This is a genomic window from Nonomuraea sp. GTA35 (genome assembly GCF_041950525.1).
Taxonomy (GTDB): Bacteria; Actinomycetota; Actinomycetes; order Streptosporangiales; family Streptosporangiaceae; genus Nonomuraea.
Genome location: NZ_JBGNUV010000002.1, coordinates 1319546 through 1333029 on the forward strand (window position 1 = coordinate 1319546; position 13484 = coordinate 1333029).

The window sequence follows — 13484 nt, forward strand, 5'->3', positions numbered from 1 at the left end:
GGCATGTCTCAAGGCACGTCTCACGGCGCCATGCCGGCCAGGGCCGCGTCGACGACCCGCTCGGCCAGGTCGAGCGAGAGGTCGCCGGCGGGGCCCCACTTGGTGTGCCACAACATGGTGCCGGAGATCATCGCCTGGGCCATGTCCACGTCGAGGTCGGCGCGGAGCTCGCCGGAGGCGATGCCGCGCTCGATCACCTGGCGCATCGCGTCCCTGCGGGGCTCGACGGCCCGCTTGAGGAAGCGCTCGAACAGCTGCGGGTAGCGGTCGGCCTCGCTCATCGCGATGTTCATCACGCAGCGGCTGCGGGCCTGGCCGTGCTCCCTGCGCATGGCATCGACCAGGGCGATCAGGTCGTCGCGCACCGACGTGCCGGACAGCGGCGGCAGCGGCGCCTTGAGCGTGGAGAGCGCGTCGACGACCAGGTCCTCCTTGTTGGACCAGCGCCGGTAGATCGTGGTCTTGCCGACGCCCGCCCGCGAGGCGATCGCCTCGATGGTCAGCTCGGACACGCCCATGCCCTCGCCGATCAGGTCGAGGGTCGCCTCGACGATCGCCTTCTCGGCCTTCTCGCTGCGCGGACGGCCCGCGGGGCGGGCAGTCCCGGATTCCTGGATCGTCATCGCGGCCTCACCATACCTCGCCGGCGCGGGCGCGCCGGTCGCCAGGGCGGCCTGTCACGTACGCGCCGCCGCCCGCTGCTCGCTCCATCGGCCGGCCCTCACCCGCGGGACGACGTCAGCACCGGCTCCTCCTGGGCCGCGTGCTTGGCGGCGCGGACCTTTCCGGGCATCCACCGGGCCACCACCGCGATGCCGAGCAGCCCGATCACCGCCGACACCAGCGCCGTGACGTGCATGCCGTCCACGAACGCGGTGAACGCCGGCTGCACCAGCGCCCGCCCCTGGGCGCCGAGCTCCTGCACCACGGTCATCGTCGCCATGAGCGACTCACCGGCCGCGTGCCGTACGTCCTCGGGCAGGCCGGCCAGCGCGGGCTCCATCTGGCCGCGGTAGCTGGACGACAGCACCGAGCCGAGCACGGCCACGCCGAGCGCGCCGGACACCTGCCGGACGGTGTTGCTCATCGCCGAGCCGACACCGGCCTTCTCCCTGGGCAGCGACTCCATGATGGCCGTGGTCGCGGGCGGCATGATGTTCGCCATCGCGGCGCCCTGGACGAAGAAGATGACCTCGATCAGCACGATCGGCGTGTTCTGGTCCATGAGCGCGTAGCTGCCCAGCGCCAGCGTGACCACGATCATGCTGACGGTGGCCGACAGCTTGGCGCCGAACCGTTCGTTGATGCGCTGGCTGAGCGGCGCGAAGATGAGCTGCGCGGCGGCGAACGGGATCATCAGCGCGCCCGCCTGGATCGGCGTGAACCCCAGCACGATCTGCAGGTAGAACGTGAGGAAGAACATCCCGCCCATCATCGCGAAGAAGACGATGCCCATCATGCCGATGGCCGAGCTGAAGCGCACGTTGCCGAAGCTGCGCACGTCGAACACCGGGTGGTCGATGCGCCGCTCCCACCACACGAACACGCCCAGCACCGCCACCCCGGCCAGCGTCGGGACCAGCACCTCCGCGCTCGCCACGGTGCCCAGCTCGCCGCCGCGGATGATGCCGTACACCACGGCCACCAGGCCGATGATGGACAGCACCACGCCGACCGGGTCCAGCCTGGACGGCTTGGGGTCACGCGACTCGGGCACGACGGCCGCGATGAGGATCATGCTGATGATCACGATCGGCACGTTGATCAGGAAGACCGAGCCCCACCAGAAGTGCTCGATCAGCAGGCCGCCCGTGATGGGGCCGATCGCCACCGCGAGGCCCACGCCACCGGCCCACACGCCGATCGCCTTGCCCCGCTCGGCCGGCGGGAACACGTTGGAGATGATCGCCAGCGTGGCCGGCATGATGGCCGCGCCGCCGATGCCCATCGCCGCCCTGGCCAGGATCAGCTGCATCGGGTCCTGCGAATAGGCGCTGGCCAGCGAGGCCAGGCCGAACAGCAACATGCCGATGAACAACATGCGCTTGCGCCCTGTTCGGTCGCCGATCACGCCGAAGGTGAACAACAATCCGGCGAACACGAGCGTGTAGGAGTTGATCGCCCACTCCAGCTCGCTCTGGGTGGCGCCCAAGCCGACCGTCTCGTCGGCGATGGTCTTCATCGCCACGTTCAGGATCGTGTTGTCGAGCACCACGGCCAGCAGGCTGAACACCAGCACGCCGAGGATCCCCCAGCGGCGTGGATGTCCTGTGTTCGAGTCCATGGGAGACATCCTTAATTTCGATACGTCTAAGTTTCGCAACGCCACCGTATCGCAAGGCATTCCGATACGCAACGGTCCCGTTTCGTAAACTGGAGGTGAACTCCCGCCTTAGCGGGTGCCCATGAGACGCGACGGGGCCCGGGAGCAGCCCCCGCTCGCTCCCGGGCCCCGCTCACACCACTGTCAGGACGGCGAGACGGCGGCAGGCTCGGGCAGCTCGGCGGCCTCCGGCTTCAGCTGCGTCCCCGAACCATCGCCGGGCGGGCGGCGCCGCCAGAACGGCAGGGCGACCACCACCATGGCCACCCCGACCACCCCGGCCAGCACGAACGCCCACTCAGGCCCGGCCCCGTCGATGACGGCGCCCGCGATGGGCGCCGAGGCGGCCCCGCCGATCAGCAGGGCGGTGCCGTGGAAGCCCATCGCCTCGCCCCGCGCCGCGCTGGGCACCCACCGGCTGAGCGCGTCGACGGTGGACGACAGGGCGGGCGCGCACAGCAGCCCGGCGGGCAGCAGCGCCAGCACCAGCCAGTGCCAGCCGCCCCCCACCAGCCCCACCGGGATGGTCAGCACGCCCATGGCGGCGATCAGGGCCAGCGGCGAGAAGCCCCGCGACAGCCCGCCGTACACGAAACCGCCGACGAGCGAGAACACGCACCAGATGGCCACCGCCAGCCCGACCCACACGGTCTGCCCCGCCTGGTTCATGGTGGCGACCAGGGAGAGCTCGGTAGCGGTGAGCACGAACGTGGCGGCCGCGGCCGTGCCGAGCAGCGCCACGAACGCCGGCGTGAGCCACTGCCGCCTCGGCACCTTCACGGCCTCCACCTCGAGCTCCGCGACCGACCGGACCGGCGGGTTGAGCAGGATCAGCCCCAGCCCCGCCGCCGTCAGGCCGGCCCCGATGGCCGTCAGCGTCACGCCGCTGCCCAGCGTCGTGATGCCCGCGACCGCGAGCGCGGGCCCCACCATGTACGACATCTCGACCAGCATCGAGTCGAGCGCGAACCCGCTGCGCCGCTGCTCGACCGGCACCATGGCCGCCAGGCACTGCCTGGTCACGCTGAACACCGGCAACGCCAGCAGCCCCGCCACCGCCGCCGCCACGAGCAGGACGGGGAACGGCAGCGCCCACGCGCTCGCCCAGAACGCCGCCTGCGCCACGGTGGTGACGGCGAGCACCGGACGCAGCCCGTGCCTGTCGACGAACCTTCCCGCCAGCGGCGAGCCGACGGCCATGCCGATCGTGCTGGCCATGGAGATCAGCCCCGCCGGGCCGTAGTCGAGCCCCATCACCTCCGCCACGTGCAGGGTCAGCGCCATGCCCACGGCCGTGGCGGGCACGCGGGCCAGCAGCCCCACCAGGAGCAGCGTGGGGACGCCTGGGATCTTGAGCAGGCGACGGTAAGGGTCGAGAGCCATGGTGTTCATTACCTCCGACGTCGATTGTGTCAAGAGGCACCGACAGTTTTGCCACAGGTTTTCCGCGTATGACCGCGCGTGCCATCATCGGAGTGAGTCCGGGGACGCCACTGGGGCGCCTCGAGACGTTTCCTGGAGGGTTCACACATGTCCTCTTCAACCACGCTGTACGGCGGCGTGTCCGGGCGCCGCGTCACCGTCCGCGACCTCACCGCCGCCAAGGAGCGCGGAGAGCGGTGGCCGATGGTCACCGCCTACGACGCGATGACGGCGCGGGTGTTCGACGCGGCGGGCATCCCGGTCCTGCTCGTGGGCGACTCGGCGGCCATGGTCGTCTACGGCTACGACTCCACGCTCCCGGTCACGGTCGACGACCTCCTGCCGCTCACGGCCGCCGTCGTGCGCGGCTCCGCGCGCGCCCTGGTGGTCGCCGACCTGCCGTTCGGCTCGTACCAGGCCTCGCCCCAGCAGGCCCTGGAGTCGGCGGCGAGGTTCATGAAGGAGGCCGGGGCGCACGCGGTCAAGCTGGAGGGCGGACGGCGGGTCCTGCCGCAGGTCGAGGCGCTGGTCTCGGCCGGCGTGCCGGTCATGGCGCACCTCGGGCTGACCCCGCAGTCGGTCAACGTCATGGGCGGTTACCGCGTACAGGGGCGGGGCCAGTCGGGCGACGAGCTCATGTCGGACGCCAAGGACCTGGAGCGGGCCGGGGCGTTCTCGGTGGTGCTGGAGTGCGTACCGGCCGACCTGGCGCAGCGGGTGACGACGTCGCTGGCGATCCCGACCATCGGGATCGGGGCGGGAGCGGCGACGGACGCCCAGGTCCTGGTGTGGCAGGACCTCATGGGGCTCACGCCGCGGCCGGCCAGGTTCGTCAAGCGGTACTCCGATCTCGCCGGCGAGATGGACCGCGCCGTACGCGCCTTCGCCGACGACGTGGCGTCCGGGGCGTTCCCGGCGGCGGAGCACACCTACAGCTGAGCGGGCACCTGCCTGGTGGCCGCCCGGGTGGGGTGGCCACCGGTCCCAGCGTGATGGCGTGCGTGCCGGGTCAGCCGGTGGTCAGCGTGGCGGGGTCGGTGTTCGAGCCGCACACCACCACGGCCACCCGCTCCCCCGGCACCGGCCGGTAGACGCCCGACAGCAGCGCCGCGTAGGCGGCCGCGCCCGCGTGCTCGGCCGCCAGCCGGTGCCGCTCCCAGAGCGTACGCCGCGCCGACACGATCGCCTCGTCCGTCACCAGCACGCTCTCCACCCGGGGCCCGGACAGCACCTCGAACGCCAGCCGGCCGATCTTGCTGGCCCCGAGCGCGTCGGCCGCCACGCCGTCGACCTCGACCTGCACCGGCTCGCCCGCCTGGAGCGCCGCGTGCAGGGTCGGGATCCGCTCGGGCTCGACGCACACGATCTTCGGCCCACCCGCCCCGGCAGCACCCGCCGGACCGGAACCGGCCGAAGCCGCAGCACCCGCCGGACCGGAACCGGCCGAGGTCGCGGCGGCCGTGCCGAGGGTGATGCCCGCTGCGAAGCCGCCGCCGCCGACCGCCACCAGCACCGTGTCCACCCCGCCGGTCTGCTCGACCAGCTCGAGCCCCGTCGTGCCCTGCCCGGCCACCACCTCGGCCTGATCGTAGGCGTGCACCACCAGGGCGCCGGTCTCGGCGGCCCGCTTGGCGGCGGCGTCGGCGGCGTCGGAGTAGATGGCGCCGGTCTGCGTGATGTGCGCGCCCAGCGCCCGAAGCCCCGCCACCTTGACCGGGCTGGTCACCTCGGGCACGAAGATCTCCGCCCGCACACCCAGGGCCCGCGCGGCGAACGCCACCGCCAGCCCGTGGTTGCCCCCGCTGGCGGCGATCACGCCGCTCCCGGGCAGCTCACCGGCGGACAGCATGCGGTTGAACGCCCCGCGCACCTTGAAGGACCCCGTGTGCTGCAGCAGCTCCAGCTTCAGCCACAGCCCCGGCGAAACCTCGATCACGGGCGTGCGGAGCACGTGCCCGGCGATCCGCCGCGCGGCCGCCGGCACGTGCTCACGGTCAACAGTCGTCACGGTCCTCAGGCTATGCCAGGGCCTGGGACACGTCGGCCCACAGGTCCTCGGGGTGCTCGATGCCGACCGCGATACGGACGGTGCCCTCGCCGATGCCGCTGCGCCGCAGCTCCTCCGGGCTGAGCGCGCGGTGGGAGGTGGTGGCGGGGTGCAGGACGAGCGTCTCGACGCCGCCGAGCGAGGGGGCGAGCAGCGCCAGGCGTACGGAGCTCATGAACCGCTCCCCGGCCGCCCGCCCGCCGGCCAGGTCGAACGAGAACACCCCGCCGAACCCGGGCAGCAGCTTGGCCGCCAGCTCGTACGAGGGATGCGTGGCCAGCCCCGGCCAGTGCACGGCCGTGACGGCGGGGTGCTCGGCCAGCCGGGTGGCCAGGTACTCGGCGTTGGCGCAGTGGCGCTCCATGCGCAGCGCGAGCGTCTGCAGCCCGCGCACCGTCAGCCAGCTCGCGAACGGGTCGGGCGAGGCCCCCAGCTCGATCGCGAAGTGCCACAGCTTGTCGTAGAGCCCGCGATCGGCGAAGACGGCGATCCCGCCCACCACGTCGGTGTGCCCGGACAGGTACTTGGTGGTGGAGTGCACGACGATGTCCGCCCCGTGCTCGAAGGGGCGGCACAGCAGGGGCGTGGCGAACGTGTTGTCCACCACGGACAGGATCCCCAGGTCGCGGGCCGCCTCGCACATCCCGGGCAGGTCGGCCACCAGCGTCATCGGGTTGCTGATCGTCTCCAGGTAGACCAGCCGGGTCTCGGGGCGGACGGCGGCGCGCAGGGCGGCGGGGTCGTTCTCCGGCACGTACGTGACGGTGATGCCGAACCGGGCGACCAGCTCGTTGATCATGGCGGCGGTGCCCCCGTACAGGGAGCGCTGGGCCACGAAGTGGTCACCGGGCTTGAGCAGGCCGAGCAGGACCACGTTGATCGCGCCCATGCCCGAGCCCGTCGCGATGGCGTGCTCGCCGCCCTCCAGCCCGGCCACGGCGAGCTCCAGCGAGCGCACGGTCGGGTTGCTGTAGCGCCCGTACACGAACGCCCCGTCGGGGCGCCCCATCGACTCGGCCATGACGGCGGGGTCGTCGAAGGTGAAGCCTGAGGTCTGGTAGATCGGCACGCTGATGGGGCGGCTGCCCTCGATGGGCGGCTGGGGGACGTGCACGGCTCTCGTCTCGGGGCGGAAATCGTTCATGACCCCAGGATCCATCCGCCGCGGATCCGATGTCAGAGCCAATACGGCAGAATTGGTCCATGAATGGGGCCAATCTCGATGACCTCGTCGATCTGCTCGGCCGGTGGGCGTCCGGGCGCGGGCCGCTGTACCTGCTGCTCGCCGCCCGCCTGCGGGCGCTGATCGACGACGGCGTGCTCGCGCCGGACGAGCCGCTGCCTCCCGACCGGGTGCTGGCCAGGCGGCTGGCGGTGGGCCGGGGCACGGTGGTGGCCGCGTACGACCTGCTCCAGCAGGAGGGCCGGCTGGTGCGCCGCCAGGGCAGCGGCACCAGGGTGGCCGCGCTCGACCTGCCCGCCACGCGCACGGCCGACGGCGTGGCCGCCAACCCGCTGCTGCTGCACATCCTGCACCCGCCGGACAACGTGCAGCTCCTGACGTGCGCCGCCCCGCACGACCCGCCGCCCGCGCTGTGCGAGGCGTACGCCGAGGCCGCCCACCGCCTGGCCGGGCTGCACGAGATGGGTTACCAGCCGGCGGGCAACCCGGAGCTGCGGGCCGCGCTGGCCGCGTACTACACGGGCCGCGGCGTGCCCACGACGCCCGACGAGATCATCGTGACGACGGGCGCCCAGCAGGCGCTCACCCTGCTCACCAGCCTGCTGGTGGCGCCGGGCGACACGGTGCTGGCCGAGACGCCGGCCTACCCGGGCGCGCTGGAGGCGTTCCGGCACGCGGCGGCGGTCGTGCGGCCCGCCACCGGCATCGAGGACCTGCGCGAGCGCCCGGCGCTGGCCTACTTCGTCCCCTCGGTCCGCAACCCGGACGGCGCGATCATGGACAACCCGTCGCGCAGGCGGCTGGCCACGCTGGCCGCCGAGCACGACGTGCCGCTGATCGACGACGAGGTCCGCGCCGAGCTGTGCTTCTCGGGCGAGACCCCGATGCCGCTGGCCGGCTTCCACCGGGGCGAGCAGATCATCACGGTCGGATCGCTGAGCAAGCTCGTCTGGGGTGGGCTGCGGGTGGGCTGGATCCGCGCGGCGGCGCCGCTGGTCTCGCGGCTGGCCAGGCTGCGGGCCGTGCAGGACCTCGGCGGCGAGGTGGTCAGCCAGCTCGCCGCCGCCGCGCTGCTGCGCCGCCTGGACGAGGTCCGCGCCGCCCAGCTCGCGACGCTGCGCCGCCGCCACGACCATCTGTGCGCCGAGCTGCGGGCACGGCTGCCGTCCTGGACGTTCGAGCCCGCCCTCGGCGGCCAGACCATCTGGGTACGCGTCCCGCACGGCGACGCCGACTCCTTCGCCCAGGTGGCGCTCAGGCACGGCGTCGCGGTGCCGCCCGGCCGCTCCTTCGACCCGCTGGGCGCCTACGCCGACCACCTGCGGCTGCACTTCCTCTTCCCCGAGGACGAGCTCTCGCGGGCGGTGGACAACCTGGCCGCGGCCTGGGCCTCGTACGACGGGGCCGGTCACGCGGTCTCCCGCCACCCCCTCGTCGTCTGAAAGGGTGGATGCATGCAGACGACGTTCGTACTCGTGCACAGCCCCTCCGTCGGGCCCTCGACGTGGGCTCCGGTGGCCGAGTCGCTGGAGCGCCGCGGGCATGCCGCCGCGGTGCCCGACCTGACCGGCGTGTCGGCGGGCGGGGCACCCTACTGGCCGAGGGTGGTGGCGGCGGTGCGGGCCGCCGTGCCCGCCGACGGGCCCCTCGTACTGGTCGTGCACAGCAACGCCGGGTTCTTCCTGCCGGTGGTCAAGGAGGGGCTGGGCGAGCGGGTGGTGGCGTGCGTGTTCGCCGACGCGCACATCCCGCCCGGTGAAGGGCTGGTCAAGACCGCCGAGGAGGCGTTCCTGCCGTTCCTGCACGACCTGGCCGGCCCCGAGGGCGTGCTGCCGCGCTGGACCGACTGGTGGGACGAGGAGGACGTGGTGGCCATGCTGCCCGACCCCGCCGTCCGGATCCGGGTGGCGGCCGAGCAGCCGCGGCTGCCGCTCGACTACTACACGCAGCCGATCCCCGTGCCCGCCGGATGGGACACCGTCAGGTGCTCGTTCCTGTGGTACGGCCCGCCGTACGACGCGGTCGCCGAGGAGGCGGCCCGCCGGGGCTGGCCGGTGACCCGGGTGCCCGGCATGCACCTGCACCAGATCGTCGATCCGGAAGGCGTCACCGACGCGCTGCTCAAGCTCTCCAGGAAGTCGTGAATTCTTCACTGTCGCCCGGCTCCGCCCCCCGCGACAGTGGGACGCATGACAGCGATCGACGTGAGCGGGCTCCGCAAGAGCCATCAGGGTTTCGAGGCGGTGCGGGGCATCTCGTTCGAGGTGGCCGAGGGAGAGATCTTCGCCTTGCTCGGCAGGAACGGCGCGGGCAAGACCACCACGATCGAGGTGCTGGCCGGCTTCCAGCGGGCCGACGGCGGCACGGTACGGGTGCTGGGCCTCGACCCGCACGCCGACCGCGCGGCCGTACGCCGGCGCACCGGCGTCATGCTGCAGGAGGCCGGGTTCTTCCCTGACCTGACGGTCGCCCGGACCGTCGACATCTGGCGCGACTTCACCTCCGCGCCCCGGCCCCGCGACGAGGCGCTGGAGCTGGCCGGGCTGGGGGCCAGGTCGGGCACCAAGGTGCGCCAGCTCTCCGGTGGCGAGAAGCGCAGGCTGGACCTGGCGCTGGCCCTGCTGGGCCGCCCCGACCTGCTCTTCCTGGACGAGCCGACCGCCGGCATGGACCCGGAGGCGCGCGCCGCCACCTGGCAGGTCATCCGCGACCTGGCCGGTCAGGGCACCACGATCCTGCTGACCACGCACTACCTGGAGGAGGCGCAGCGCCTGGCCGCCTCGATGGCGATCATGGACGAGGGCCGCATCGTGGCCTCCGGCGGCATGGCCGAGACGCTCGCGGCCCGCGGCGGGCGGGTGGCGTTCCGGCTGCCCGAGCACGTGGACCCCGGCGCCCTGCCGCTGCCGGTCACGGTCGAGCAGGGGCTGGCCGTGTGCCGCGCCGAGGACCCCGACCTGGCCGCCCAGACGCTGCTGACCTGGGCGGCCGAGCGCGGGCTGCGCCTGGCGGGCCTGGAGGTCCGCGCCGCCACGCTGGAAGACCTCTTCATGGAGATGAGCGCCCGATGAGCCTGACCGCCACCTACCGTCTCGGCACCCGCCTGTTCTGGCGGGACAAGGCCATGCTGTTCGCCTCGGTCGTCACGCCGGTCGGCCTGGCCGTGGGCCTGCCCACGCTGATGCGGCACGTCACCGCCGGCGGCGTCGCCGGCGCCGCCGCGCTCGCCCAGAGCTCGATCTCCATCCTGCTGGCGATCACCGCGTTCATGAACATCGCCGTGGCCCTGACCGCCCGCCGCGACCAGCTCGTGCTCAAGCGGCTGCGCTCCACTCGGCTGACGGACGGCCAGCTCCTGCTGGGCCAGATCGCCAGCACGGCCACGCAGACCGTGGTCCTGATCGTGGTGTGCGCGGTGGCCGTGCGGTACGCCGCGGGCGTGCCTCTCCCCGCGAACCCCGTGGCCTTCGCCACCGTCACGATCGCGGGCTCCGTGGTGATGTCCCTGCTCGGGGCCGCCTACACGGCGGCGATCCCGCGAGCCGAGCTGGCCGCCGCCTACACCATGCCGGTCTTCCTCGTCGCCGCGGTGTCGGCGGGCGCGATGGGGCCCATCCCGGTGCCCTCCTGGCTGCGGCCCGCCCTGGACCTGCTGCCGACCACGGTCGTGGTGGACGCGGTCAGGACCGGCGAGGTCGTGGCGCCGCTCCTCGTGCTGGCGGGCTGGGCCGTCGTGGGCTTCGTCGCGCTGCGGCTGTGGTTCCGCTGGGAACCGCGCAGGTCATAATCGTGGTCGTGGTCTCCTCCTCCGCTGCCCGCCGGCTGGCGAGCGTGCTCATCACAGCCGTCTCGTGCGCGTACACGGCGATCACGCTCGTCTACTTCCGGCAGGGCGCCTACTACGGCGTGCTGGCCGTCGCGTCCATGGCGGCCGTCGTCGCCACCCATCACGTGAACATGCGGGCCGGCCTGCGCGGTGCGCGTCCGGCCCTGTTCCCCGCGACGCTGGTGCTGCAGGCGGTGGCCACCTACCTGCCCGACCTCCTGCTGCCCGGCGGCATGTCGGCGCTCACCGCGCCGATGCTCGCCGGGTCGGTGCTGGTGCTCCTGCCGCTGGGCTGGGGCGGCGCGCTGGTCGGGCTGATGATGCTGAGCGAGGGCACCCGGATGTGGTGGGGCCTGGGGGCGGCCCACGTCACGTTCTTCTACGTGGCCACGATCGCGACGACGGGCGCCATGATCTACGCGCTGGTGCGATTCGTCCGGGTGACGGTGGAGCTGGAGCAGGCCAGGGCCGAGCTGGCGGAGGCCGCGGTGCTCAAGGAACGGCTGCGCATCTCCCGCGACCTGCACGACGGCCTGGGCCGCAGCCTCACCGCGATCGCGCTCAAGGGCGATCTGGCCGGCCGGCTCATCGAGCGCGACCCCGGCGCGGCGCGTACGGAGGTGGGCGAGCTGGTGCAGGTGGCCAGGGAAGCCGCCCAGGACGTGCGGCACGTCGCCAGGGGGTACCGGGAGCTGTCGCTGGCGGGCGAGGTGGACCGGGCGGTGGCGCTGCTGGAGTCGTCGGGCGTGGGCGTGCAGGCGAACCTGGTGGACGTGCGGCTGCCGAGGCGCTCGGAGGAGGCGCTGGCCTGGGCCGTACGCGAGGGCGTCACCAACGTCCTGCGCCACAGCAGGGCCACGACCTGCACCATCACCACGTCGTTGCACGGCGGCGCGGTGCGGCTGGAGGTGGCCAACGACGGCGCGCCACCCTCCCCCGCCCCTGTCCCCGGCGCCGCGGGTGACGGTCCCACGGGGCCGGCCGAGCGGATGGCGCAGGCGGGCGGCGGCCTGACGGCGCAGGCGGAGCGGGCGGTGCAGTCGGAGCGGGCGGTGCAGGCGGGCGGCGGCCTGACGGGGCTGGCCGAGCGGGCGGCGCAGGCGGGCGGGTCCTGTGCCAGCACCCTGACGGGCGAGGGCGGCTTCCTCCTGGCCGTCGAGGTCGCGACGTGACCCTGACCCGCGTCGTCCCGCGAACCTGCGCCGTTCCACCGACCCGCGCCGTCACGCCGGGCCGCGCCGTCACCCCGGGCCGCGGCTTGCCGCCGGCCCACGCTGCGGAGGGCCGTGACAGGCACACGGCGGGAGCCACCCCATGATCAAGGTGCTGCTCGCCGAGGACATGCACATGATCCGCGCCGCCCTCACCGCCCTGCTTCGCCTGGAGCCCGACATCGAGGTCGTCGCGGAGGTCACCCGCGGCGACGAGATCGTCCCCGAGGCACTGCGCGTCCGGCCCGACGTCGCGGTCCTGGACATCGACCTCCCGGTCGTGGACGGCATCACCGCCGCCGCCACGCTCCTCGAGCGCCTGCCGTCCTGCCGCGTCCTGGTGCTCACGGCGATGGGCCAGCCCGGTCACGTGCGCAGGGCGCTGGCCGCCGGCATCGAGGCGTTCCTGGTCAAGGACGCCCCCGGCGACCGGCTGGCGGACTCGATCAGGCGCACCGCGGCCGGGCTGCGCGTGCTGGACGCGGAGCTGGTGTCGTCGGCCATGGAGTACGGCGAGAGCCCTCTGACGCCCCGGGAGTCCACCGTGCTCAAGGAGGCCGCCAGGGGCGCCTCGGCCGAGGAGATCGCCGCCCGCCTCCACCTCTCCCCCGGCACCGTACGCAACTACCTGACCGGGGCGATCACGAAGACGGGCGCGCGCAACAAGATCGACGCCATCCGGATCGCCGAGGACGCCGGCTGGCTGTGACACCCGGCTGCCCACCGACCACACCTCCGGCACCCGGACACCTGGCATTCACGTGCCGGACGCCCGCGTGCCGGGCGGCGCGATGTGCGGCCGTCAAATGTCGGTGATGCGCAGCCCGGCGTGAGCCTTGTAGCGGCGGTTGACCGAGATGATGTTGGCGGTGAGCGCCTCGATCTGGTGAGCGTTGCGCAGCCGCCCGCCGTACACGCCGCGCACCCCCGGGATCACCTCGGCCAGCGCCTGCACGGTGTCGGTGGCCTCGCGGTCGTCACCCAGCACCAGCACGTCGAGGTCCACCTTGTCCACGGCCGGATCCATCAGCACCACGGCCGACACGTGGTGGAAGGCGGCCACCACCCGGCTGTCGGGCAGCACGGCCGCCGCCTGCTGCGCGGCGCTGCCCTCCTCGACCTGCAACGCGTACGCGCCCTGCTTGTCGAACCCGAGCGGGTTCACGCAGTCGACCACGATCTTGCCTGCCAGCTCGCCCTTCAGGGACTCCAGCAAGGCCTTGTGCCCCTCGTACGGCACCGCCACGATCACGATGTCGGCCCGCGCGGCCACGACCGCGTTCTCGTCACCCGTCGCGCCCGCCCCGATGGACTCGGCGGCCTCCTGGGCCCGCTGGGCGCTGCGCGAGCCGATCAGCACCGGATGCCCGGCCAGCGCGAACCGCCGCGCCAGCCCCTTCCCCTGGTCACCGGTGCCGCCGAGGATGGCGATGGAAAGTCCGTTCACGTCTGTCATAACCAGATCATGCCAG

The 13484-nt window shown here is 73.2% G+C and carries 13 protein-coding genes; 7 read left to right on the top strand and 6 right to left on the bottom strand.

Annotated features, from left to right (window positions below):
- Nucleotides 1-20 precede the first annotated feature (20 nt).
- From ACBJ32_RS12755 to ACBJ32_RS12765, 3 genes are all read right to left on the bottom strand, one after another.
- Nucleotides 21-623 (bottom strand): TetR/AcrR family transcriptional regulator, encoded by a 603-nt coding sequence (locus tag ACBJ32_RS12755; protein ID WP_357865609.1) that lies wholly within the window; start codon nucleotides 621-623, stop codon nucleotides 21-23.
- Nucleotides 624-721: 98 nt separating this feature from the next.
- Nucleotides 722-2284, bottom strand: a complete 1563-nt coding sequence (locus ACBJ32_RS12760; RefSeq protein WP_375126859.1) for an MFS transporter — start codon at nucleotides 2282-2284, stop codon at nucleotides 722-724.
- Between the two features lie 183 nt (nucleotides 2285-2467).
- Nucleotides 2468-3706: an MFS transporter gene (locus ACBJ32_RS12765; RefSeq protein ID WP_357865606.1), complete on the bottom strand. Its 1239-nt coding sequence runs from the start codon at nucleotides 3704-3706 to the stop codon at nucleotides 2468-2470.
- A gap of 147 nt (nucleotides 3707-3853) precedes the next feature.
- Between ACBJ32_RS12765 and panB the strand changes: the two genes are divergently transcribed.
- Complete coding sequence (panB, locus tag ACBJ32_RS12770) at nucleotides 3854-4684, top strand: 3-methyl-2-oxobutanoate hydroxymethyltransferase (RefSeq protein ID WP_357865605.1); 831 nt, start codon at nucleotides 3854-3856, stop codon at nucleotides 4682-4684.
- A 70-nt stretch (nucleotides 4685-4754) separates the two neighbouring features.
- Here the strand turns inward: panB and ACBJ32_RS12775 are convergent, their stop codons facing one another.
- The gene (locus tag ACBJ32_RS12775) at nucleotides 4755-5753 is read right to left on the bottom strand and encodes a pyridoxal-phosphate dependent enzyme (protein ID WP_375126860.1); all 999 of its coding nucleotides are present in this window, start codon (nucleotides 5751-5753) and stop codon (nucleotides 4755-4757) included.
- Between the two features lie 10 nt (nucleotides 5754-5763).
- Nucleotides 5764-6936, bottom strand: coding sequence for an aminotransferase class I/II-fold pyridoxal phosphate-dependent enzyme (locus ACBJ32_RS12780; RefSeq protein ID WP_357865603.1), 1173 nt, complete (start codon nucleotides 6934-6936; stop codon nucleotides 5764-5766).
- Between the two features lie 59 nt (nucleotides 6937-6995).
- Between ACBJ32_RS12780 and ACBJ32_RS12785 the strand changes: the two genes are divergently transcribed.
- From ACBJ32_RS12785 to ACBJ32_RS12810, 6 genes are all read left to right on the top strand, one after another.
- A complete protein-coding gene (locus ACBJ32_RS12785) occupies nucleotides 6996-8417 on the top strand; it encodes a PLP-dependent aminotransferase family protein (RefSeq protein WP_375126861.1) in 1422 nt (473 codons plus the stop codon).
- A 12-nt stretch (nucleotides 8418-8429) separates the two neighbouring features.
- The gene (locus ACBJ32_RS12790; RefSeq protein ID WP_375126862.1) at nucleotides 8430-9119 is read left to right on the top strand and encodes an alpha/beta hydrolase; all 690 of its coding nucleotides are present in this window, start codon (nucleotides 8430-8432) and stop codon (nucleotides 9117-9119) included.
- Nucleotides 9120-9164: 45 nt separating this feature from the next.
- Nucleotides 9165-10046, top strand: coding sequence for an ABC transporter ATP-binding protein (locus ACBJ32_RS12795; protein WP_375126863.1), 882 nt, complete (start codon nucleotides 9165-9167; stop codon nucleotides 10044-10046).
- Nucleotides 10043-10762, top strand: coding sequence for an ABC transporter permease (locus tag ACBJ32_RS12800; protein ID WP_375126864.1), 720 nt, complete (start codon nucleotides 10043-10045; stop codon nucleotides 10760-10762). Before ACBJ32_RS12795 ends, ACBJ32_RS12800 begins: the two co-directional genes overlap by 4 nt.
- Nucleotides 10763-10770: 8 nt before the next feature.
- The gene (locus ACBJ32_RS12805) at nucleotides 10771-11973 is read left to right on the top strand and encodes a sensor histidine kinase (protein WP_375126865.1); all 1203 of its coding nucleotides are present in this window, start codon (nucleotides 10771-10773) and stop codon (nucleotides 11971-11973) included.
- 142 nt (nucleotides 11974-12115) lie between these two features.
- Complete coding sequence (locus ACBJ32_RS12810) at nucleotides 12116-12721, top strand: response regulator transcription factor (protein WP_357865592.1); 606 nt, start codon at nucleotides 12116-12118, stop codon at nucleotides 12719-12721.
- Nucleotides 12722-12814: 93 nt separating this feature from the next.
- On the opposite strand, the gene npdG is transcribed toward ACBJ32_RS12810, so the two are convergent.
- The gene (gene npdG / locus ACBJ32_RS12815; protein ID WP_375126866.1) at nucleotides 12815-13468 is read right to left on the bottom strand and encodes an NADPH-dependent F420 reductase; all 654 of its coding nucleotides are present in this window, start codon (nucleotides 13466-13468) and stop codon (nucleotides 12815-12817) included.
- Nucleotides 13469-13484 lie beyond the last annotated feature (16 nt).

Excerpts from the sequence above, each read along its gene's own strand:
- ACBJ32_RS12755 (WP_357865609.1), bottom strand. The coding sequence starts at position 623 with ATGACGATCCAGGAATCCGGGACTGCCCGCCCCGCGGGCCGTCCGCGC.
- ACBJ32_RS12760 (WP_375126859.1), bottom strand. The coding sequence starts at position 2,284 with ATGGACTCGAACACAGGACATCCACGCCGCTGGGGGATCCTCGGCGTG.
- ACBJ32_RS12765 (WP_357865606.1), bottom strand. The coding sequence starts at position 3,706 with ATGGCTCTCGACCCTTACCGTCGCCTGCTCAAGATCCCAGGCGTCCCC.
- panB (WP_357865605.1), top strand. The coding sequence starts at position 3,854 with ATGTCCTCTTCAACCACGCTGTACGGCGGCGTGTCCGGGCGCCGCGTC.
- ACBJ32_RS12780 (WP_357865603.1), bottom strand. The coding sequence starts at position 6,936 with ATGAACGATTTCCGCCCCGAGACGAGAGCCGTGCACGTCCCCCAGCCG.
- ACBJ32_RS12785 (WP_375126861.1), top strand. The coding sequence starts at position 6,996 with ATGAATGGGGCCAATCTCGATGACCTCGTCGATCTGCTCGGCCGGTGG.
- ACBJ32_RS12790 (WP_375126862.1), top strand. The coding sequence starts at position 8,430 with ATGCAGACGACGTTCGTACTCGTGCACAGCCCCTCCGTCGGGCCCTCG.
- ACBJ32_RS12795 (WP_375126863.1), top strand. The coding sequence starts at position 9,165 with ATGACAGCGATCGACGTGAGCGGGCTCCGCAAGAGCCATCAGGGTTTC.
- ACBJ32_RS12800 (WP_375126864.1), top strand. The coding sequence starts at position 10,043 with ATGAGCCTGACCGCCACCTACCGTCTCGGCACCCGCCTGTTCTGGCGG.
- ACBJ32_RS12810 (WP_357865592.1), top strand. The coding sequence starts at position 12,116 with ATGATCAAGGTGCTGCTCGCCGAGGACATGCACATGATCCGCGCCGCC.
- npdG (WP_375126866.1), bottom strand. The coding sequence starts at position 13,468 with ATGACAGACGTGAACGGACTTTCCATCGCCATCCTCGGCGGCACCGGT.